Consider the following 18457-nt stretch of genomic DNA (forward strand, 5'->3'; position numbering starts at 1 on the left):
TTAGCTTTCATTCTCCATTTCACGTGTTTTTTCCAATATTTCATCAAGTGTTGTTTGGCCAAAACCGACAGCTTCGATGGGTGTCGCAAACATTTTACAAACTTGCTCAATTGTTTTAAGAAAAGCCAATAAGAGTTCCTCGTCGATGTTTTTGTTTGGTGTTGGGAGCATGAGTCTATAAAATATAACACCTGCAATTTCGTCCATTCCAAAACCTGGAACGTCAAGCTCTTTATTGAGAAGATGCAGAAGTCTAGCCATATCAGAAATAACTGGTTTTGCTATTTGGCAGGGAATAAACAAAAGTAATTGAAGTAGGTTTCCCTCATCAAAAATTCTCAAAAATAAAGGATACTCTTTATTTGCAATCTTAAGGATTGTATAAACCTGGTCGGTTTCGAGTTGAATATCAGCTTCGTAATGATTTCTCTGCATCGCAGTTAATAAAGCCTTGAGGCTCATTTCAATGGGAGTTGTCATATTAATTTCCTAGCCCAGGTAAAAAACTATTGGGTTTTTCGCAGGTCACAGAAGGATTGTTGGTCGTCGGAACAACAGAAAATTCATTTTCTCCTGGCATGCGATAGCAGCTAGAAAGAATTAACAAAAGAGAGCATAAACTCAAAACGGTCGCAATTTTTTTCATCTTTACATCCAATTAAACATAAAATTGGATTGTAATTTAACTGTTTCATTAAATTCTCGCAATAGCCACTTAAGTTGGCGTATAAAAAATAGGCTAGATTCAAAAAATTTTCAATTTCTAAATCTGAAATTTCATCTCAGGATAGCTTAGTCGGATTGGAAAAATAAGGGGGAATCGCAGGGCGCTTGTAATTAGTGTCGTCCCCTTCTTCCAAAAATCCGATGGTTGCGAGATGGGAAACCCCGGCTACAGATTCGCCAATTAAAAGATGCTGTCCTTTCACTTCAATCAAATAAATAGTAGATCGTGGTGTTAAGTGCCTAGTTTCTAGGATCTTAATGGAGCTGGCTTGGTTCATTTGAGTGACTTTTGATTTAGTCATGCGTTTGAGCATCCAAGAAGCCAAGAGCATAAAGCTAATTAATAGTCCTAGGATGAATAACATATTCATAAATTTTGCTTGAAAATGATCTGTTTCCGTCAACTCTGGATCTATTAAAGGATCGTGCAAGTTTTCTTCAAGAGAAATACTTTTTTGTGGTAAATGGTTTTGTGACTCTGGGGAAGAATCTATTTCACCGAGTTGTTCCCCGTATGCTGTTTCTTGCCCCTGGACAGGATAAAGAGGTGAAAAAATAAGCAAATAAAAGAAAGGGATGAGAAGATAATATTTCATAGCTATAATGGGTATCATGTTAAAAAATAACACTACATTCTCAACAGTTTTTTTCCTATGTTTTTTCGCAAAATAAAAGGAATATTTGCATTAGATATAGATGGAACTGTCACGGCAGAAACCGAAAGCATTCCTTCAGAAGTTGTTCAATTTTTTGAAGATCTTTATCAAACTGGCTGGCAATTCGTCTTTATTACGGGTAGACCTTTTCAGTGGGGAGCACGATCATTAAACGTGCTATCCTTTCCTTATGCTTTGGCGGTACAAAATGGGGCCCTTATTGTGGATATGCCTTCAAAAAAAATTCTTGCACGCAAATACTTGTCACAAAATTTGCTTCATGAAATGGAAGTTGTTTGTACAAAACATCACACAGATTTCATTATTTACACGGGACTAGAAAATAAAGATTTATGCTACTATCGATCAGACAAATTTGCTCCATCAGTTTTGAATTATCTCTGGGAACGGAAAGAACATTTAAAAGAAAATTGGTCTATCATCAAAAATTTTAATGACTTACCTGTTAAAGAATTTGCTTCGCTCAAATTTTTCGCAAAAGAAAAAGAGGCCGTTTTAATCAGTCAAGATATAGAAAAAAAATTAGGTTTACATGCCCCTACTATTCGCGATCCTTTTAACAAAGAATATTTTGTTGTACAAGTCACCCATCCTGAAGCAAATAAAGGGAGCGCACTGAAAACTTATTCTCAATTATCCCATTCGCTTTATTCCTCAATTGCAGCGGGAAATGACTTCAATGATTTATCATTACTTCAAGAAGCAACGGTTAAAGTTGCTATGTCAGATGCCCCTGACGCGTTGCTAGCAATCGCGCATGTAATCGCACCTCCGGCGCATCAACAAGGAATTATTGAAGGATTAACGAAAGCGATCGATTATCTCGCAAAAATAGGTAAAACGAATAATGGTTAATAGGCCTTTTGTTACTGTTGGAGGATTGATTTTTGCTCCAGATGGAGATATTTTTTTAGTGCGGTCCAAAAAATGGAAAGACCTGTATTCATTACCGGGGGGGAAAGTAGAGTGGGGAGAAACTCGTCTTGAGGCTTTCAAAAGGGAAGTATTTGAAGAAACAGGTTTAAAAATCTGTAAAATTAAATTCGAAATGGTGCAAGAGAGCATTTTTTCAGAAGAATTTTGGGATAAAGGACATTTTGTCATGAATGATTTTGTGGCAGAACTTGATCCTAGCTCTTCTAAAGATAAAGTTCTTTTAAATGATGAGGCTTATGAATATTTATGGATAAAACCTGAACAAGCACTTAAATTGCCCCTTCACAAAGCATGTCGACTTCTCATTGAAAGATATTTGACACAACAAAAGCCCTTCAATCGCTGGGGATTCATTGGATTTAAAAATCATAAAGTTTTTTGTAAAATCGGGATTTATCCTCAGGAGAAAGCACAAGAACAAACCCTTTATTTCGATGTAAAAGCAAAAATAGATTTTAATAAATGTTCCACAAGTGATTGTATAAAAGATACTTTAGATTATACGAAACTTGCACATGTTTGTACTATGATAGCAAAAAGAGACTCTTATCAATTATTAGAAACTCTTTCTTGCGCTATTTTAGATTACTTGTTTAGTCAGTTTGATGTTCAATGGGTCCACTTGCGTATTAAAAAACCCGGCGCAATTTCTAGTGCAAATTTCGCTTTAGTTGAAATTGAGCAAGAGAGGAGTTGTTGATGGCTTGGACATTAGTGACTGGAGGGGCGAAAAGGCTTGGGGCTCACCTGTGTTATGCGCTTGCTGAACAAGGATATTCTGTCGTTGTTCATTATAATAAAAGTGAACAAGAAGCTAAAGATGTTGTTAAGAAATGTCAAGAAATAGGGGTGGAAGCTGCTGCAATTCAAGGGGATTTTTCGAGTAACGAAGCTATCCTTGACTTTACTAAACGATACTTACTCGAGTTTAAAGAAACAACAAATTTAATTAATAATGTAGGAAATTATTTTGTTCGATCTGGATTGCAAACACCTTTATCAGATTGGATGGCCCTTTTTCAAATAAATTTACACGCTCCATTTATCCTTATCCAAAAATTGATCCCATCTTTGATAGAATCTAAAGGTCAAATTATTAATTTAGGGGTAAGCGGTTTGTACGAAAACCCTGCTGGAATTTATTCAACAGCCTATCGTATGACTAAATCATGTTTGTGGATGTTAACAAAATCTTTGTCGGCTGAATTGGCTTCTAAAGGAGTGAGAGTTAATATGGTTTCCCCGGGTCAAACGGATCTTTCCGTAGACTTGCAACATCAAAAGCATAAATTACCAATGAATAGGCCTTGTGAGTGTAGAGAAATTAGTCGAGTCATCACTTTCCTTCTTCATCCCGATAGCGTTTATATCACAGGTCAAAATATTGAAATAGCCGGAGGAAGTTAAATACATGTATGACCAAGACAACGATTTTTCTAATCGAATGAAGCTTTTCATTGAAAATGCTATTATGGTAGGCCGTTTCTATCAAAGTTCGCAAACGGGCTATCTTCATTATTATCATGGGATGCCCATTCCGGCTACACATCAAACAATTCCAATTTATGAAAATGTTTTATTTGTTTTAGCTTTATTGAGATCGCGATTGATTGAAAATATTCATGAAGCGAAACAGCTATTACAAAATATTTTAGCATTTCAATCACAGGTGTCGGAGGAAACTCAAGGTAATTTTCCTGTTTATTTACATCAGTATCCTCTTTGCCATCAGGGTGAAACTGGAATTTCGTTAATAGCTCCCTTTTATTGGATCTTAAAAAATTTCGGACATGTTTTAGGACAAGAATTGAAATTTGATTTAGAAAACTCCTTATCTCGTTTAATTGACTATGGTAGAACTGCACATCAAAAAAATCCTTTCCCTTATTCGATTGCCGTAAGATTAGCTGCAGGATTAATGGCTGTTGGAAAATTATTGAATCGGCAAGATTGGCAAGAAGAGGGAATTGATTTATGGAAACAACTTGCTCGCCCATCTATCAGTTGGTATGCAACAGCTTATTTATCTGATCTGTTGATTTCTCATCAGATGGTGGTAGGTCAAGAAATTAAAGACTGGGAATTATTTTGGGCTTATCTCAAACAAACATGGAATTCGCAGTTGTGTTGTTATACAGGTCCTCATGTGAGAGAATGGCAAAACAAAGATGAACCTTTAAATTATTTTTATGATCTTATCATGAAATGCTGGTTTTCTCTTGCATTGCCTCGCTTTAAATCGCATGAAATAATTCATCTAGAGGCCGTTTTAATTCACAGTCCGTTTTCAGAAGATTTAAAATTAATCCAAAATGACTCTTTTTATCAACTAGATGGAGTTTATAAAGGTCAAAAATGGTTATTAAATAAATCTTATGAACACACTTGGGTAGCTCTCGAAAAGAAAGTATCTGCTGGTTTGATGGGAGAAAAAACATTTACTCCATTTTGCTTTTTTACTGGCCAAAACTTCCTCCATACTTTTGTTTGTCAAGGAGGAAGATTTTCTCAGTTAGAATTTAAAATGTTATCTTCTCATTCTTTGGAGTTTTTATTTCATTTTAATGATGCAGGGGGGGATAAAGAAGATCGGGACAAAACTAGGGATATTTGTTTTTATTGGAATGATCATGCCGAGTGGCAAGTTCGAGTTAATAATCAGCAATCTAATACTTTTGAGCTTGGCCAAACTATCCAATGGAGTTGTCAATCTCGCCCAGCTTTTACGATGGTATTTGAGCTTTTGGAGGGGAAAGGGCAATTTTTAGGACATTTAGCAAAAGGAAATCGACCTTCACAATTTAAATTAATTAGTGAAGAAAAGCATTGCCAAGCTTACGACCGTATCTTATTTATTCGAACAATTAGACGGACAGGCCCTTCCACATTGAGGGCAGTTTTGCATTTTTCTCAAAGTTAAGCTATGGATTTTAAAGTTCGAAGTTATTTTTTATTTTTGATAATCATCTGTATTTTTTTAACTCTAACAAGCTGTTGCCCCTCTTCTAGTGCTTACAGAGAGTTGTACTCCCATTTACGTCAATATAAAAAAACGCGCGTGCCAATGAAGGAAGAGAATTATTTTTTGATTATTTTAGTCAATGCACGTCATTTAGATTATACGGATACCCGTTCATTTTTTCATACAGTGGCCAAGCATCCTCGTGATGCCACTAAAAATGGAGATTTGGGACATGCTTGGATCTATTTACAAGGAAATATCAATGGAAGAATAGTCGTTATTGAAGGAGGACATTCTGGAGAAAGAGGAATGACAGATGTTCGTTATTTTGATGGCATCATGAATTATAATGATTGGGGATATGTAAATCCTACTTTAGAACAAAGGAAACATCCTTGTTATGAACCCAATCCTGCTAAATATTTATGGGCAACTTTAAACGATGGTTATTTTCAACAAGGAACAGGAGGGCATAAACCTACCTACGCTGCAAAAATTTCATTAACTAAACAACAATTCAATGCAATTATTCAAGCCATCAAAATCGATGCTTATCCTTATCACCATTATTCATTGACGCAACAGCAATGTTCAAATTTTGTTTCGAAAATAAGTGAACTAGCCGGTTTAAAATTAGAATCAGAAATTGCTATGCCTATTTATCCTTCTGTATGGTATAGAGGGCAAATGGTCCGGCTTTGGGAAGATCCTCAATATTCAGTCATCAAACTTGCAACACCTGATATCCTTGAAAAATCACTAATGAAGGCTGTACAAAAAGGTGATGCAGAATATGCTTTAGATTGGTACTTAAACAATAAATCACGTAACTAAAACTTTAATCATCAAAAAATAGCAATTAATCGGATTAATTATTCACCTTTAATTTTTGAATATTTTTAGTTTCAATAATGCTTTGATTTAAAAATATTTTATTTAAATTTCTTTCTATTACATATAGTCCGAATGAAATTTTTCTTTCGAAAAATTTCATTCGTTGAAAGCATATTTTTCATTAAAAAAATTAAACTTCTTGTTCTGCTTCTTTTAAAGTTGGGCTATCCATTCCTACTCCCATCGCATGAAGGCCGTAATCTACATAAATTGTAGATCCAGTAATTGCACAGGCTAAATCTGATCCTAAAAAAGCCGCAACATTTGCCACTTCACAAGCTTTAAGCTCTTCTTGAAGGGGGGCATTCACTTGAGAATAATTAATCATACGATCAATAAAACCAATTGCTCTAGCTGCACGACTTCGTAGGGGGCCAGCCGAAATGGTATTTACGCGAATATTCCATTTTCTGCCGGCTTCCCAGGCTAAAGTCCTGGTATCACTCTCTAAAGCTGCTTTCGCAGAGCTCATACCGCCTCCATAGCCTGGAATAATTTTTTCTGAGGCGAGGTAAGTCAGAGTTAAGGCTGACCCTTGAGAATTGAGATAAGGTCCAAGATGAGACAATAAACTCACAAATGAATAAGAGGAAGAGCTGAGAGCTGCTAGATAACCTTTTCGACTTGTTTCTAATAAAGGTTTTTGTACTTCGGGTGCGTTGGCAAGGGAATGGACGAAAATATCTATCTTTCCAAAATCCTTTCCAATTGCTTCGCAGACCTCAGAAATGGTATAGCCTCCAACACCTTTATATCTTTTGTTTTCTCTAATTTCTTCTGGAACATCTTCGGGTTTATCAAAAGAAGCATCTAGGGGATAAATTTTAGCAAAAGTAAGTAAGGATCCATTAGGTAAACGGCGTGAAGCATCAAATTTTCCCGCCTGCAAGCTAGAAGTAAAAATCTTCAAAATAGGAGTCCAAGTTCCGATAATGATTTCTGCTCCTGCTTCGGCAAGGGCTTTAGCAATGGCCCATCCAAAGCCTTGATCATCTCCTACTCCAGCAATAAAAGCTTTTTTTCCCTTTAAATTGATTTGCATTTGACAAACTCCTTATTATAGAAAATTTTAAGTGGGCTCCATTGTAAGATTTTACTTATAAGTTTGTCGAAGTTTTTTTTAGAGCTACAAAGGTGTTTATCGAATTATTTATTGTTTAATGTTTCGAATAAAAAAAACTCTTCTAATAATTAATTTTAAATTTCGGATTCTATTAAATTTTTAATAAAAATTTTGTAATTTGATATTTATTAAAGATAAAGTCAGCTTGATAAATTACCTCGATTTTTTCATTAATCGATTTTCCTTTGATTCAATATCAAAAATATAAAGTTTAAAAATTTATTGCTATTTAGTGACTAATTATAAGTCGCCTAAAATTTTTATTGGAGTTTATGTAAATACGAATGAAATTTGTTATCCTGATGCTTGTATATGGGCAAATTGGTTAAATATGATTGCTAGTCAATTCCATCAATTTGGACATATTGTTCAGAGAAAAAATAAATTTTTTTTATAAAATTTCTTTTAAAGATAAACTAGCATTAAGCATTTAATTTGGTAGGGTACCCGAGTTGATTCGCTATCGTTTAAATATTGTTGAAATCATTTTTAGATGTCATGAAGAAAAGCAGGTTATCTCTTAAAATTAATGCTGATGAAGTCTCTGTGAGGAAGTTACTGGCCTGAAGGATTCAAAATTAATTTTTTTTCTTAAGCAAATAATGATTTTTCTCATTGCTTGCATATTTCAGCATAAAACCTTATTATACATGCTAAATTTTGTTTTATCCCCTTAAAAATCAAAGATTTTATTGCTTATTGAAAAAAACAACTTAAAAAATGGCCAATAGCTATTTTCAAAATGGTAGGCACAATAGTTACTTTACTTATTCAACACAAGCATGAGAGATAGAGAAATGCGTTTGAGAGTTTTTTTTATTCGTTTGAGTTTAATTTTTTTAATGGTAATGGCTGTTTACGGTTTAGGGAGAGGTTATTTTTATTTAACAGGAGGATTCACTCTAGCAAATATCACCTCAAATTTTCCTTTTAATCCTCAATGGGAAGTAAAATCCTTTCCTGCAGAAGAACAAATCCAATTTTTACCGATCTTTGATCAACCCTATCATTATCTGGGTAAAGGATGCCAGTCGTATGTTTTTTTAAGCGAAGATGGACGATATGTCATTAAATTTTTTAAATATCAAAGATTTCGCTTACAGCCTTGGCTTCTTTATGCACCTCCGCTTCCTGCAATCATTCAATATCGAAAGGAAAAAGAAAAGAAGAAGTGGGACAAATTGGATGGATTTGTCAAAAGTTGGAAAGTTGCTTTTGAAAATTTAAAAAAAGAAACTGGACTTATCTTTGTCCATCTCAATAAAACTGAAAATCTGCAAAAGCAACTTGTTATTTACGATAAAATTGGTAGAAGGCATCAAATAGAGCTTGATCAAATGGAATTTTGCGTACAGTGTCGAGCTACTATGCTTTGTGATAAATTATTAGAATTTAAATCACAAAAACAAGATCAACAAGCAAAATTTTTAATTGTCAACCTTTTAAAATTGATTTTATCAGAATATCATCGAGGGCTTGCAGATAATGATCATGCTCTCATGCAAAATACTGGTGTTGTCAATGAAATGCCCATACATATTGATGTTGGACAGTTTGTAAAAAATGAAGTCATTAAAGATCCTGCTGTTTATCATCAGGAATTATTTACGAAAACTTACAAATTTAAAATTTGGTTAAGCGAAAATTATCCTGAACTTGCTTCTTTTTTAGAAGCTCAGCTAAAAGAAATTATTGGTCCCGCTTACTGGACCATGCAGCCTAAGTTTCGACCCAAATAGCCTTTAAAGCAAAGCAATAAAATCGAATTAATCTCCTTACTTTCAAAGCAATTTTTGTTGAACATGCATTTCTTAATTTTTTCTTTGAACGGCTGCTGCTTGTTTTAAATTCATTTCTTCAAGTTAATTAATGGGAATTTTTACTTATGCAAATCAAACTCGAAATAAGTATAACTTTTTTCCATTTGGATTAACAAGGAGATAGCTTACTTTGATTTTAACTCTGCTAAGGCTTGGCTATAAGCTGTTAGACTAACTAAAAGAGTAGCTGCAAATAGGCTAAAAGAGAATTTTTAGGGTTTTAAAAACAATATGATTGGCCTTACAGCAAATATATTCAACGTAAATTGCCCATTATAAAAGAAAATTCATGAGGAAGTTGATCTGTTAATAACCCCCTCACAAATCTTCCAATTAAAGGGATTGACTGCTGTGTAAACAATTTAAATTTATACTTCTTTAGAGCATCTAGCATTGGTTGGGAAAATCCCTTAATTGCTAATTCGTTTGATTCTCTAAACTTTTCTACAGCCATCACTTTTAACATTTCAGCTATTTGGCATTACGCATAAAATTTAAAAATGACTACGCAGCATCCAAGCAGCTTTTTCATGAGCCCTTAAGCGTTGAATTAATAAATCAGCTGTTCCTTCATCGCCAAGTTCAGAAGATTGATCAATTCTTTCTCTTAAGTGACCGCAAATAGACTCGTGGTCTTTTAAAAGCTTTTGGAGCATATCATCTCCACCCAAATCTCCATCAGATTCTTTTAATGAGGTCATTTCTAAAAATTGTTTCAAACTCCCAGGTGCCTGTTCACCTAGCATACGAATGCGTTCGGCAAGCTCATCTATCGCTTCAGCAAGTTCTTTATATTGCTTTTCTAAAAAATTATGCAAAGCATAAAAACGAGAATCGATAAGGTTCCAATGAAAATTTTGAGTTTTTACATATAACACATAGGTATCAGACAATATCAAACTTAAAAACTGAGCAATTTGCTGTCTGACACTTTGATCTAAATTGAGATTAATAGTCATAAATACTCCTTATTTGTTTAATTAATTTTTGGAGCAGAAGGAAAATCAATTTGAGGATCTGTAATATGATTAAAATAATTAGTAAAAATATTCAAAACAACAACTAGAATAATTTCCACAATTTCTTGATCTGAAATGCCAGCGGATTTTAGTTTCTCTATATCTTGATCTGAAACTTGAGCTCGTCTTTCCACAATAGTTTTGGCAAAAGTTAAAATGGCTTCTGTTTTTTTATCTTGAGAATGCCCTAGTCGTGATTCTAAAATATCTTTCTCTTGTAGACCGGCTAATTTAGCACTCACAGTATGTGCTGATAAGCAATATTGACAATCATTTGTTTGACCTACCACTAGAGCAAGTTGTTCTCGTAGTTTAGGACTTAAGCTTGTCTGCGATGCTGCTTCACTTAATCCTAAATACCCTTTTAAGGCTGCTTCAGAATTTCCCATATTTTGGAAAATATTCAGAACGCGACCCATTTTTTTTTCTAAACCAATGTAAATTTGGGTAATGTTTTGATTAGCTTCTTCTTTTGTAATAGGGCTGATTCGAGTCATTTTATACCTCTGATTAAAAATAGATGGACATGTTTAAAAAATACAATTATTGAGTAGATTCTAATTCTGCTTCATCATTAATTCCGCGGCTGAAAAAACCGCCTTCAGCGAGATCAATCAACGTTTCATCAAAGCGAGTTTCTTCATCTAAAGAGTATTGTAAAGTATCCGCAATTTCTTCAAAGTAGATTTGCTCGGTAGAAAAGTTACTTAGATGTCTAGCAAGGGCTCGTGCGGAGCCATAACTTGCGATTTCATAGTGCTTTATTTTTTGGCAAAGAATAATTAAATAAACATCTTTTAATGAAGAGGGAGTAGGAAAACGAGTGATAATTTCTTCGACCTCATTTATTAGCTCCCGCATAGATTTACAAATGCTTTCTGAGGTATTTGCATTCAAAGATTCTAAAATAAACTGAAGCCTTTTCTTTTGATTTTGAGTTTCATTAAGATGTGTTGTTAAGGCTGATTTTAATTCAGGATGTAGAGACTCTTTGATCATTTTAGGTAATAAGGCGATAAGTTGATTTTCAACATCAAAGAGGTCTCTTAATACAGTCGTAAAGACTTCAAATAAAGAATTTCTCATGATTATCTCCTTATCAACATTGGAGTTTATCATCCTAATATTTAAATGATTAAATCAACTATTTAAATAATTTATATGTTTATTATTTCTATACTAATTGAATGAGGGGATTGAGGCAATAAAATCCCCTTAAAAAGCTTAAAATTTTTTTATATAAAGTTTGTATTTTTTAGAAAAAAGGATTTTTAATAGGCAAAATGCAATGAATTTTAAAAATATAGAAGAAGCTACTAAAGGCTTTGGGAATGGATACAGAGCTATTCTCTTTATAAATAATCTAATATAATGCCAGTTTAACGTAAGAAATCCTCAAAAATATTCTAGGAGCTTAGCAGCTTCGATTTCTGTATTTGAAAAGAACGTCGAGGTTGGAATGGATTCAAGCAATAATTAGCAAGACCTGCCATCAGATTGCTAAGAAAGTTCCATCGATTTCGGAGCCGATGATGTTCTATCTGACAGCTACTTTTTAACAGATTGTTCACACTTTCAATCATAGCCCTCTTTTTTAGCATGAGTTTATCCACTAACGTGATCAATTTATTTTTCATCTTCTTCTTTACTTTTGTGAAAAGTTGAATTCCCTTTTGCATTAAAGTATTAGTCAGTTTTACTGAAATATACCCTCAATGTTTCGAAAGAGTAGTGTAATGCAGATAATGCATTTTTGAATCATGCCTTCCAAGATGTATTAAACCTAATAAGCACTATGTTCTGCTGATGGATCAATTTGATGAGTATCTTCTTCTGCATGCTTTAGCGCCTTATTTTACAACCATACCTAAGACCTAAACCATAAAGAGCTTTCTTTCCCCTCTCGCCTATTTGGTTATTGATGAGATAGAGTGTTTCAAGAACAGTATTGGAAGCCAGAGCCTGAGCAATTGCTTTTCGCTCCCTCATCGCTTATTTGGTTATTACTGAGATCAATTATTTTAAGAGTAGTATTGGAAGCAAGAGCCTGAGCAAAAGCTTCCATTCCCTTATCGCTGATGTGGGTTCTGTTAAGGTAGAGTGACTTAATAGTCGTATTGGAAACAAGATAATAAGCAATTGCTTCTGCTCCCTTATCTCTTATTTGGTTATAAATGAGATCAATTTTTATCGAGGCGCTTCTCTAAGAGAGATACTCGCTGTTTTTGTAGGCACTATACAAACAATTTTATACTTGTAAACGCCAAAAATACTCTTAAATAAGGCGCTATTTTATCAAGAATAAGGAGGAGGACAAAAGAAGAGAGCTCCATAAAAGTAAAAAATATCAAAAAAAATAGATAAAAGTGGAGCTAATCCCTAAGTTTATAGAAATTTTGCCAGAATTCTATGTTATTTCAATCCCAAAAGAATACGAAACTAAATTCGATTACCTGCTCGCCAATTCTACCAATATGCGTCTTTAAGCCAATTACGAATTTAAAATTTCAAATACACAAAAGATATAAGATTTAAGTTTTTAATAATAAGGCGGTTGGTTATTTGGATCTCCAACTAAATGTTTATCCAGCAAACCAGATAAGTTAGCTAGCATCCTTAAACCCTCTCACGGATAAATTTGTTTTTTTAAGAGATAACTTAAATCCTTTTGTTGATTTAGGATTCAAATTCTGAACTTATCTCATCAGTGGCTGTATCAGTAGTTACATCATTAAATGCATTAATTTTTTCTAAATCTTCTACAGGGACAAAAGCACCTACGGTTTTCCATTACGAGTAATCAAAAATCTCTCGCCTTTATATTTTGCTAAATTAACACATTCTGACAAGTTTTGGCGGAATTTCACGAAGCTCATTACTTTTGCTTTTTCCATATCATTAACCTATATATTTTTTAAATAATTTTAACTATTTATTAGATAACACGTTTATGACTATAAAATATAGTAAATAATTGCATTGATAAATAGGTCATCATATTCCAAATGATATAAATTACATTTGGTGATAGGATAACGATTTAATTAATCAGAGTAGTGTACACATTTAGCAATCTCTAAAAAATAGTCCTAAGTTCCGATAACGCATTATTATATCGGTAGTTAGAAAAAATAGAAAAATAGACAATGAAAAAAACAAAGTGTTAGCAAAATTTAGGTCGGTAGATATGGTCAATATGGAAAATCAGTTAGCAATACAAAAAATTGAAAATTTCGAAGTTGGCGAATATCTTGATTTGGTCAAAACAGCAAAAGAATATGCGGCTTTTGCAAGGTCGTTTAATACCAACAAATCGTATCGATCTGATTGGAATGATTTTGTTTTTTGGTGTCAGGAAAAAAAATTAAGGCCATTACCAGCTTTACCTCAAACGATTGTCGTCTATTTGATTAGTCGAGCAAATAACGCATGGATCAATCAAAAAGGGAAATTACAAAAACCTCTCAAAATTTCTAGTTTAAGCCGTAGGCTTACCTCCATTAGCCAAGCTCACAAATTAGCTAAACAGTCTTTCAACAAAAATTGTCCTGAAATACAGAAGTCTGGAAAGGAATAAAAAATAAATTAGGACCTGCCCCAAATCTGTAAAGACCCGATTTTAATAGATGATTTACGCAAGATGATCGAATCAATCAATAATGACAATAGTAAAGCAAATTCATTGTCAGGAATGCGTGAAAAGGCTTTATTGTTACTGGGATTTGTAGGCGCATTTCGAAGATCAGAATTAGTTTCTTTAACGATTGATGACATTAAATTTGTCAGAGAAGGCTTGCAAATTACGCTTAGGAAATCGAAAACCGACCAAGAAGGGAAGGGGAGAATCATTGCTATTCCTTATGGATCAAACATTCTCACTTGCCCTGTCAGGGCCTTAAATGATTGGCTTAATTGTTCTAAAATTAGCGAAGGGCCATTATTTCGACGGATCAATCGGCATGGTCAAATCATGGATAAAGCTCTAACTTCCAAATCCGTCGCATTGATTATTAAGCGGAACAAGCATTTAGAAAATCAGAAACATTCATTCTCAGGGCATAGCTTACGAGCTGGATTTGCTACAACTGCTGCCATCTTTGGTGTTCCTGAGCACCTGATCATGAAGCAAACAGGCCATAAAAGCTCTGATACCATTAGAAGGTATATTCGATTGGGAAACATGTGGACGGAAAATGCCGCCACTAAAATTGGTTTATAAGCTTAATTTCCATCCTATAATAAATCTTATAGCGGATATTTCGCTTAGAGAAGCGTCTCGTTGAGAGTCGATAAACTTTAATGAAATTTTATTCTTATATCTACTATCTTTTTAGGACAAAGTACTCTTTTATTTTCGACGCCAGGTTTCTAGTTTTATTGTTAGATTGGGTAAAGCTGCTAAAGTTTTAAAACGTTCTAATCCTGCATCGGTGAGATTCTTACAGCCAATTAGATCTAGATATTGCAAAGCCGTTAAGGGTGTCAAATGGACTAATCCTGCATCGGTGAGGTTATTACAGCCAATTAGATCTAGAGATTGCAAAGCCGTTAAGAGTGTTAAATGGGCTAACCCTGCATCGGTGAAATTCTTGCACCAGCTTAGATTTAGATGCTGCAAAGCGGTTAAAGGTGCCAAATGAACTAATCCTGCATCGGTGAGGTTATTGCACTTGCTTAGATTTAGATGTTGCAAAGCCACTAAAGGTGTTAAATGCGCTAATCCTGCACCAGTAAGTTTCCAGCATTCGCTTAGATTTAGATGCTGCAAAGCTGTTAAGGGTGTCAAATGGGCTAATCCTGCATCAGTAAGGTTATAGCAATAGCTTAAATCTAGATGCTGCAAAGCTGTTAAGGGTGTTAAATGCGCTAATCCTGCATCGGTAAGTTTTCTACAGCAGCATAGATTTAGATGCTGCAAAGCTGTTAAGGGTGTCAAATGGGCTAATCCAGCATCAGTAAGGTTATAGCAACAGCTTAAATCTAGATGCTGCAAAGCTGTTAAGGGTGTTAAATGCGCCAATCCTGCATCGGTAAGGTTATAGCAATTCCTTAGATCTAGATGTTGCAAAGCCGTTAAAGATGTCAAATGCGCTAATCCTGCAACGGTGAGATTCTCGCAATCGCTTAAACCTAGATGCTGCAAATCCACTAAAGGTGTCAAATGGACTAATCCTGAATCGGTGAGATTCCAGCATCCGCTTAGATCTAGATGCTGCAAAGCCGTTAAGGTTGTCAAATGGGCTAACCCTGTATCAGTGAGATTTTCGCAATCGCTTAAACCTAGATGCTGCAAAGCCGTTAAGGTTGTCAAATGGGCTAACCCTGCATCAGTGACATCCCGACATTTCTTAAAATAAAGGACTTTTACATTTTTACAATCTTTTAATGCTAAAAGGTGAGCATTTGTTAAATGAGTATTCTCCAAAAAATTGAGTGCTTCTATCTCATTTGACAAATGATTTATAATTCTTTCAAACTCCGATAACTGAATGGTCTGGTTTAATAAGGCGCTCACAACGGTCAATTCTAAATAGTTTTTCAAAGTGCTTAATCGACATTGCTGCGCGAAATTTAAAATCTCTTTTAATCTGATTAAACTTTCTTCAGTGGAGTTAAAGGATTCAAATCTTTGAGATTTATATCCCTCTATCAGTTGTTCTTCTAAATTTTTTACCACTTCTGTCAGTCCATAATAATCGGCGAATTGAATAGAAGAAGAGATCTCTTCCAAGGGAATTTCAAACTTAGGATTCGTTAGGCAATTAAGCAAAAGCGTAAAGTCTTTTTGTGTCAAAGCCAAAGGATGTTGCAGGGTTTCTTGAAATTGCCCCGACCACAGATTGTTAAAGTAGTGTGATTTTTCCTTTAACAAAGCTAGCTGAGAATGAGAAATAGTTAGAGAAGTTCCCTCTTGAAAGCTTAGTTGAACTTGTTCAGATGAAGGTGAAAGAGCAGGAGTTGGAATCGTTGGTGCATTAGTTTCTTCTAGATTAGGCAAAGGATTGTCTAAGGGAGTATTTTCATTCTCAAGTTGATCATTAATGTCTTGAGGGGGATAGTAAGATGGAATCGTTGTATTGGCAAGAAGACTAGGGTTAAACCCAAAATTAGAAATATTCAAAATGACCATCCAAGTAAGTGAAATAAATTTTAATTTATAGATGTTTTAACAATATGATGGATAGATAAAAATTATTGCAATATTAATAAGTTAAAATAGGCAGCCACATTTAAAGAGAAAGTTTCATTTTATCAATAAAGAACTATTAAAAACTAAATAAGGATCAATATGGTTCAAACATAAACTCCTTAGTTTTTGATTTGAAAGTGCCTTAAGCCTGCGAGATGATAGGATTAGGAAATAAGCAACTTATAAAATCTCTGATACAATTAAAGGGCATATTTGATCAGGAAATATGTGGACGAAAATTGCCGCTAATAAAATTGGTCTGTAAGCTCAATTTCCATCCTATAATACATCTTATCGTGGATATTTTTCTTAGAGAAGCGTCTCGTTGAGAGTCGATAAACTTTAATGAAATTTTATCCTTTATTTTCTTAGGACAAAGTACTCTTTTATTTTCGGCGCTAGAATTCCTGCTTTTTATTAAGGTTTTTTTACTTAACAATTTCTAAATTGAGTGAAGTTGCTAAAGTTTTAAAATGGTCTAATCCTTCATCAGTAAGTTGATAGCAACCATTCAGATTTAGATGCTGTAAACCCGTTAAGGGTGCCAAATGGGCTAATCCATCGTCAGTGAGATTATAGCATAGGCTTAGATTTAGATGCTGCAAACCCGTTAAGAGTTTCAAATGGACTAATCCTGCATCAGTGAGATTCCAGCAATGGCTTAGATCTAGATACTGCAAAGCCGTTATCAGCTCTAAATGTTGTAAAGCAATTAAGGGTGTTAAATGCGCTAACCCTGCAAACCTGTTAAAGTTGTCAAATAGGCTAATCCATCCTTAGTGAGATTCTCACAGTAGCTCAAATTAAACGCTGTAAAACCTTAAGGTTGTCAAATGGGCTAATCCCTCATCAGTGAGTTTCTTACAAGAGCTTAAATCTAGATGCTGCAAAGACGTTAAGGGTGTTAAATGCGCTAATCCATCATCGGTGAGATCCCAACATTTCTCTAAATGAAGTATTTTTAAATTTTTACAACCTTTTAATGCTAAAAGATGGGCATCTGTTAAATAAGTATTCTCCGAAAAATTGAGTGCTTCTATCTCATTTGAGAAATGATTTAAAATTTTTTCAAATTCCGTTAGCTGAGAAGTCTGGTTTAATAATTTGCTCACAACGGTGAATTCTAAATAATTCTTCAATGTATTTAATTGACAGCGATGTGCAAAATTTAAAAGTTCTTTTAATTCGATTAAGCTCTCTTCAGTGGAGTTAAAGGGTTCAAATTTCTGTATTTTTTGTACCCATCTATCAGCTGTTTTCCTAAATTCTTCGCCACTTCTGTCAATTACCTTTGGTGTTCTTGGGTAAAGCAAAACATAGGAAAAAATGCTTCAGAGGTGAGTTGAACAAATCTTGGGTACCCAACAAGATGAGGGAATAAATATTTTAAAGTTGTTTTTACATGGTTTAAGTAGAAGTGTTTAAATGTTCTGTCATTGGAACGATGAAAGAGAAGCAAAATCGTTAGCACTTCACTTAAGGATGTTTTAAAAGTTTTTTTGCGGATGTTTCTTTTCGTATACTCCATTTGTTTTTGGGAACACATTTGGTGAAATCTATTAGAAAAATCATCAACAAGACAAAACAGTTTGATCATCTCTATCTCGTTCATTTTGACCTCTTTCCTTAGTTTTTGTTCTGGAAAACAAAATCTTCTAACAGAAAAGAGGCCTTTTTTCAACAAAGATCCTTCAGAATATAGCCCGAAGGTAGCTTACGTTAAACTGGCGTTAATATAATGTGTTGCCGTTTACAGGATTGGAAAAAGAGTGTACTTTGGGCTTTTTGGATTTAGCGATTCTTTTACCCATCTCTTCTATTGTCAACTCTGCCTGGCTAGATTGATTTACTACAGGAATTTTTTTAGATTTTTTTAGGGCCAAAAGTTTTTGCTTAAAATTGTTTGGATTATCCATTTGATACCTAAAAAGAAAGAGAGATCTACTTTCAATTATACAAATTACAATTTATTGGGGAATAAAAAAACAAATAAGTCATCCTCAGTTACATTGTATTTGAGCTGAATCTAATATTTTGAGGAAATTAGAAAAGCTGTAAGAAAAAACAGGAAGTAAGTAAATAGGGAATTTTTATTTCAAATAAACTTCAT

General features: G+C 34.1%; 20 protein-coding genes and 1 pseudogene. 8 read left to right on the forward strand and 13 right to left on the reverse strand.

Annotation, left to right across the window (positions count from 1 at the left end; genetic code table 11):
- The 3 genes from TY19_RS01220 to TY19_RS01225 all read right to left on the reverse strand — a co-directional run bounded on the left by TY19_RS01220 (window position 1) and on the right by TY19_RS01225 (window position 1340).
- Entirely contained in the window at window positions 1-480 is a 480-nt protein-coding gene (locus TY19_RS01220; protein WP_042279313.1) for a YbjN domain-containing protein, read from the reverse strand.
- Window position 481: 1 nt separating this feature from the next.
- Complete coding sequence (locus tag TY19_RS16090; RefSeq protein WP_155117172.1) at window positions 482-646, reverse strand: hypothetical protein; 165 nt, start codon at window positions 644-646, stop codon at window positions 482-484.
- A 136-nt stretch (window positions 647-782) separates the two neighbouring features.
- A complete protein-coding gene (locus TY19_RS01225; RefSeq protein ID WP_042279315.1) occupies window positions 783-1340 on the reverse strand; it encodes a FliO/MopB family protein in 558 nt (185 codons plus the stop codon).
- Between the two features lie 39 nt (window positions 1341-1379).
- On the opposite strand from TY19_RS01225, the gene TY19_RS01230 reads away from it, so the two are divergent.
- From TY19_RS01230 to TY19_RS01250, 5 genes are read left to right on the forward strand one after another with little or no spacing between them, the layout of a single operon-like run.
- Entirely contained in the window at window positions 1380-2258 is an 879-nt protein-coding gene (locus TY19_RS01230; RefSeq protein WP_052354712.1) for an HAD-IIB family hydrolase, read from the forward strand.
- Window positions 2251-3039 (forward strand): dihydroneopterin aldolase, encoded by a 789-nt coding sequence (gene folB / locus TY19_RS01235; protein WP_042279318.1) that lies wholly within the window; start codon window positions 2251-2253, stop codon window positions 3037-3039. The genes TY19_RS01230 and folB overlap by 8 nt, the downstream gene beginning before the upstream one ends.
- Window positions 3039-3746, forward strand: coding sequence for an SDR family NAD(P)-dependent oxidoreductase (locus tag TY19_RS01240; RefSeq protein WP_042279320.1), 708 nt, complete (start codon window positions 3039-3041; stop codon window positions 3744-3746). Before folB ends, TY19_RS01240 begins: the two co-directional genes overlap by 1 nt.
- Before the next feature lie 4 nt (window positions 3747-3750).
- Window positions 3751-5259: a hypothetical protein gene (locus TY19_RS01245; protein WP_042279322.1), complete on the forward strand. Its 1509-nt coding sequence runs from the start codon at window positions 3751-3753 to the stop codon at window positions 5257-5259.
- A gap of 3 nt (window positions 5260-5262) precedes the next feature.
- Window positions 5263-6135: a hypothetical protein gene (locus tag TY19_RS01250; RefSeq protein WP_052354713.1), complete on the forward strand. Its 873-nt coding sequence runs from the start codon at window positions 5263-5265 to the stop codon at window positions 6133-6135.
- A gap of 190 nt (window positions 6136-6325) precedes the next feature.
- Here TY19_RS01250 and TY19_RS01255 read toward each other — a convergent pair whose 3' ends face one another.
- Window positions 6326-7237 (reverse strand): enoyl-[acyl-carrier-protein] reductase, encoded by a 912-nt coding sequence (locus TY19_RS01255; RefSeq protein WP_011175702.1) that lies wholly within the window; start codon window positions 7235-7237, stop codon window positions 6326-6328.
- An 878-nt stretch (window positions 7238-8115) separates the two neighbouring features.
- Here TY19_RS01255 and TY19_RS01260 point away from each other — a divergent pair.
- Complete coding sequence (locus TY19_RS01260) at window positions 8116-9057, forward strand: hypothetical protein (protein ID WP_042279510.1); 942 nt, start codon at window positions 8116-8118, stop codon at window positions 9055-9057.
- 575 nt (window positions 9058-9632) lie between these two features.
- Here the strand turns inward: TY19_RS01260 and TY19_RS01270 are convergent.
- The 5 genes from TY19_RS01270 to TY19_RS26680 form a co-directional block, all read right to left on the reverse strand.
- Window positions 9633-10097: a Dps family protein gene (locus TY19_RS01270; RefSeq protein WP_042279328.1), complete on the reverse strand. Its 465-nt coding sequence runs from the start codon at window positions 10095-10097 to the stop codon at window positions 9633-9635.
- Window positions 10098-10114: 17 nt separating this feature from the next.
- Entirely contained in the window at window positions 10115-10654 is a 540-nt protein-coding gene (locus TY19_RS01275; protein WP_042279331.1) for a carboxymuconolactone decarboxylase family protein, read from the reverse strand.
- Between the two features lie 46 nt (window positions 10655-10700).
- Window positions 10701-11243: a ferritin-like domain-containing protein gene (locus TY19_RS01280; RefSeq protein WP_042279333.1), complete on the reverse strand. Its 543-nt coding sequence runs from the start codon at window positions 11241-11243 to the stop codon at window positions 10701-10703.
- A 320-nt stretch (window positions 11244-11563) separates the two neighbouring features.
- Window positions 11564-11863 carry a transposase gene (locus tag TY19_RS26675; RefSeq protein WP_042279335.1) on the reverse strand — a complete coding sequence of 100 codons (300 nt, stop codon included), beginning with the start codon at window positions 11861-11863 and terminating at the stop codon, window positions 11564-11566.
- A 230-nt stretch (window positions 11864-12093) separates the two neighbouring features.
- Window positions 12094-12348, reverse strand: a complete 255-nt coding sequence (locus TY19_RS26680; protein ID WP_079979186.1) for a hypothetical protein — start codon at window positions 12346-12348, stop codon at window positions 12094-12096.
- A 996-nt stretch (window positions 12349-13344) separates the two neighbouring features.
- On the opposite strand from TY19_RS26680, the gene TY19_RS18545 reads away from it, so the two are divergent.
- Entirely contained in the window at window positions 13345-13734 is a 390-nt protein-coding gene (locus TY19_RS18545) for a hypothetical protein (RefSeq protein WP_193354005.1), read from the forward strand.
- A gap of 63 nt (window positions 13735-13797) precedes the next feature.
- Window positions 13798-14376: a site-specific integrase gene (locus TY19_RS01290; RefSeq protein ID WP_193354006.1), complete on the forward strand. Its 579-nt coding sequence runs from the start codon at window positions 13798-13800 to the stop codon at window positions 14374-14376.
- 129 nt (window positions 14377-14505) lie between these two features.
- Here the strand turns inward: TY19_RS01290 and TY19_RS11465 are convergent, their stop codons facing one another.
- From TY19_RS11465 to TY19_RS19455, 4 genes and pseudogenes are all read right to left on the reverse strand, one after another.
- Window positions 14506-16278, reverse strand: a complete 1773-nt coding sequence (locus TY19_RS11465) for a leucine-rich repeat domain-containing protein (RefSeq protein WP_052354715.1) — start codon at window positions 16276-16278, stop codon at window positions 14506-14508.
- A gap of 506 nt (window positions 16279-16784) precedes the next feature.
- Window positions 16785-17632: pseudogene (locus TY19_RS12560) on the reverse strand (hypothetical protein); the annotation flags it as partial.
- Window positions 17633-17959 carry a hypothetical protein gene (locus TY19_RS26685; RefSeq protein WP_162831830.1) on the reverse strand — a complete coding sequence of 109 codons (327 nt, stop codon included), beginning with the start codon at window positions 17957-17959 and terminating at the stop codon, window positions 17633-17635.
- A 118-nt stretch (window positions 17960-18077) separates the two neighbouring features.
- Complete coding sequence (locus TY19_RS19455) at window positions 18078-18263, reverse strand: hypothetical protein (protein WP_042279345.1); 186 nt, start codon at window positions 18261-18263, stop codon at window positions 18078-18080.
- Window positions 18264-18457 lie beyond the last annotated feature (194 nt).

This window comes from Candidatus Protochlamydia sp. R18 (assembly GCF_000648255.1).
Taxonomy (GTDB): Bacteria; Chlamydiota; Chlamydiia; order Chlamydiales; family Parachlamydiaceae; genus Protochlamydia; species Protochlamydia amoebophila.

Bases quoted from the DNA above. Each gene is read 5' to 3' on its own strand.
- TY19_RS01220 (WP_042279313.1), bottom strand. From the start codon at position 480: ATGACAACTCCCATTGAAATGAGCCTCAAGGCTTTATTAACTGCGATG.
- TY19_RS16090 (WP_155117172.1), bottom strand. From the start codon at position 646: ATGAAAAAAATTGCGACCGTTTTGAGTTTATGCTCTCTTTTGTTAATT.
- TY19_RS01225 (WP_042279315.1), bottom strand. From the start codon at position 1,340: ATGATACCCATTATAGCTATGAAATATTATCTTCTCATCCCTTTCTTT.
- TY19_RS01230 (WP_052354712.1), top strand. From the start codon at position 1,380: ATGTTTTTTCGCAAAATAAAAGGAATATTTGCATTAGATATAGATGGA.
- folB (WP_042279318.1), top strand. From the start codon at position 2,251: ATGGTTAATAGGCCTTTTGTTACTGTTGGAGGATTGATTTTTGCTCCA.
- TY19_RS01240 (WP_042279320.1), top strand. From the start codon at position 3,039: ATGGCTTGGACATTAGTGACTGGAGGGGCGAAAAGGCTTGGGGCTCAC.
- TY19_RS01245 (WP_042279322.1), top strand. From the start codon at position 3,751: ATGTATGACCAAGACAACGATTTTTCTAATCGAATGAAGCTTTTCATT.
- TY19_RS01250 (WP_052354713.1), top strand. From the start codon at position 5,263: ATGGATTTTAAAGTTCGAAGTTATTTTTTATTTTTGATAATCATCTGT.
- TY19_RS01255 (WP_011175702.1), bottom strand. From the start codon at position 7,237: ATGCAAATCAATTTAAAGGGAAAAAAAGCTTTTATTGCTGGAGTAGGA.
- TY19_RS01260 (WP_042279510.1), top strand. From the start codon at position 8,116: ATGCGTTTGAGAGTTTTTTTTATTCGTTTGAGTTTAATTTTTTTAATG.
- TY19_RS01270 (WP_042279328.1), bottom strand. From the start codon at position 10,097: ATGACTATTAATCTCAATTTAGATCAAAGTGTCAGACAGCAAATTGCT.
- TY19_RS01275 (WP_042279331.1), bottom strand. From the start codon at position 10,654: ATGACTCGAATCAGCCCTATTACAAAAGAAGAAGCTAATCAAAACATT.
- TY19_RS01280 (WP_042279333.1), bottom strand. From the start codon at position 11,243: ATGAGAAATTCTTTATTTGAAGTCTTTACGACTGTATTAAGAGACCTC.
- TY19_RS18545 (WP_193354005.1), top strand. From the start codon at position 13,345: ATGGTCAATATGGAAAATCAGTTAGCAATACAAAAAATTGAAAATTTC.
- TY19_RS01290 (WP_193354006.1), top strand. From the start codon at position 13,798: ATGATCGAATCAATCAATAATGACAATAGTAAAGCAAATTCATTGTCA.
- TY19_RS26685 (WP_162831830.1), bottom strand. From the start codon at position 17,959: ATGAACGAGATAGAGATGATCAAACTGTTTTGTCTTGTTGATGATTTT.
- TY19_RS19455 (WP_042279345.1), bottom strand. From the start codon at position 18,263: ATGGATAATCCAAACAATTTTAAGCAAAAACTTTTGGCCCTAAAAAAA.